Origin of the sequence: Paenibacillus sp. UNC451MF (genome assembly GCF_000686845.1) — a bacterium.
In the GTDB taxonomy this organism is placed as follows: Bacteria; Bacillota; Bacilli; order Paenibacillales; family NBRC-103111; genus Paenibacillus_S.
On record NZ_JMLS01000071.1, the window covers coordinates 1 to 1,671 of the forward strand.

The 1,671-nt window shown below is 42.6% G+C and carries 4 protein-coding genes; 1 reads left to right on the forward strand and 3 read right to left on the reverse strand.

The window, feature by feature from the left end; genetic code table 11:
• Both BP97_RS38050 and BP97_RS0130900 read right to left on the reverse strand, forming a co-directional pair.
• Positions 1 to 223, reverse strand: a 223-nt coding sequence (locus BP97_RS38050; RefSeq protein ID WP_156043444.1) for a TSUP family transporter, incomplete at its 3' end; no start/stop codon positions are given.
• A gap of 231 nt (positions 224 to 454) precedes the next feature.
• Positions 455 to 595, reverse strand: a complete 141-nt coding sequence (locus BP97_RS0130900) for a hypothetical protein (RefSeq protein ID WP_028552549.1) — start codon at positions 593 to 595, stop codon at positions 455 to 457.
• Between the two features lie 154 nt (positions 596 to 749).
• Between BP97_RS0130900 and BP97_RS0130905 the strand changes: the two genes are divergently transcribed.
• Complete coding sequence (locus tag BP97_RS0130905) at positions 750 to 1,124, forward strand: gamma-glutamylcyclotransferase family protein (RefSeq protein ID WP_028552550.1); 375 nt, start codon at positions 750 to 752, stop codon at positions 1,122 to 1,124.
• Between the two features lie 6 nt (positions 1,125 to 1,130).
• On the opposite strand, the gene BP97_RS0130910 is transcribed toward BP97_RS0130905, so the two are convergent.
• Positions 1,131 to 1,520 carry a hypothetical protein gene (locus BP97_RS0130910; RefSeq protein ID WP_028552551.1) on the reverse strand — a complete coding sequence of 130 codons (390 nt, stop codon included), beginning with the start codon at positions 1,518 to 1,520 and terminating at the stop codon, positions 1,131 to 1,133.
• Between the last annotated feature and the right edge of the window lie 151 nt (positions 1,521 to 1,671).

Consider the following 1,671-nt stretch of genomic DNA (forward strand, 5'->3'; position numbering starts at 1 on the left):
CCAAATATTTGGTGACTTTGAAATTGATTGTTTTCTGACGGTAATGCTGAATGCTCCCGAATAGCTTTGTAATCGAGTTGTAGAACAAGTCGGTTGCTACCGCAACTGTCGGTTGGATCCCCAATAACACTAGAAGAGGCGTTAGTAGTGCTGCTCCTCCCACACCTGTCAAGCCGACCAATAGGCCGACGAACAGCCCCATTAATGCAATACTCCAGTCCATGATCTCCACCCCATGCATTTGTATGCTTTGAAAGTTATTATCTTTATTATAATTCCAAGTAAGATTATCGGCAATATATGTTTTTGAATAATTAGGATTTTTTTCTGATTTTGATGCGAGCTAACTTACTATATGAGGGCGAATATCCCTAGGTGAATGCTCTGCACGCAAAAAAACGCCTGCTCACTTGAGGAGAGCGGCGTTATTCCAAGAAGCTATAGATGTAAAAATTTATTGCTCCGGCTGCCCGGATGCTTTGCGCAGTTCATTGGCTAACCGGTGAAATTCTTCCTGAGCTTCTTCGGAGTCCGTACAGCCGTAGGCAGCGGATAAAAACAAAATGATTTTGTTTGCATCTTCTTGACTTAGCATCGGATCATCTCCTTCTTTCCAGGTTTGCTTTTGTAGCTATAATACAAAGTATGCGGCAAATTTCGAACGGAAACGGCTAAAGGACAAGATGAAATAAGCGTACGTGTTCCTTTTTTGAGCTGAGTAATAATGATGAAATAGGATGTGAAGTGCTGTGATTTGGGTGTTTGTTTATGGAACATTGCTTGAAGGCGAGGTGAATCATGCTGTGGCAGCGCCTTATGTAGTACAGCTGGAATCGGGATGTGTTCGGGGGACACTGTATAATTATGGACCCTACCCTGCTTTAGTGCTGAAGGGTGAGAATATCGTAATAGGGGAGTGGCTGCAGGTGACGGATGAAGGGCTGGTTCAGATGGATCTGCTAGAAGATTATAATGGACCTGGTCTATGCAATGACTATGAAAGATTATGGATTAACGATGCGGTTCGACCGGATCGGGAAGGATGGATCTATGTATGGAACGATGGGCGGGGGTATCCACTTCTATCAAGTGGTTCGTGGCGCACCCATCGTAAGAAATTATAATGCGCTTTACATTCTTTTTGAAAAGAAGCTTCGGTTCCAGTCATCCGCTTCAGATTTACTGATGATTTCGGTCATTCTGACAACGACGGATTTCGCTTCTTCTTCTCCGTACGTTTCCATGAGCTGCTCATACGTTAAGTCGTTATGGAGCAGTTTGCGGGTGACGGTGGTTTCGGTATACCAAGCCTCTGTCACGGCAAAAAGCCCCTCTTTGGTAAGCCATACCTCGTGGTAACAGCGCTCCTCCTCATTGTGAAGCTTCATTGTCATGTAATATGCTGAAATCGGAATTCGGGGATCGGATATTCGTTGGTTAAAGACAGAACCGGAAGATACCGGTTGGCCAAAGGAGACGTATTTAGTCAGTTTTTTAATTAATAAATCAACGTGTTCCAACGACTATCTCTCCTTTCAATAGTTCTTAGATACCAATAATTCTAAAATTTTCATAAAATAAAACCGTTGTTTTATTGTAACATAGTTCCAATGGAGTATAAAACTTATTTTTGCGCCGTAGCATGTAGAAGTTTGTAATTTTGCACCGAAT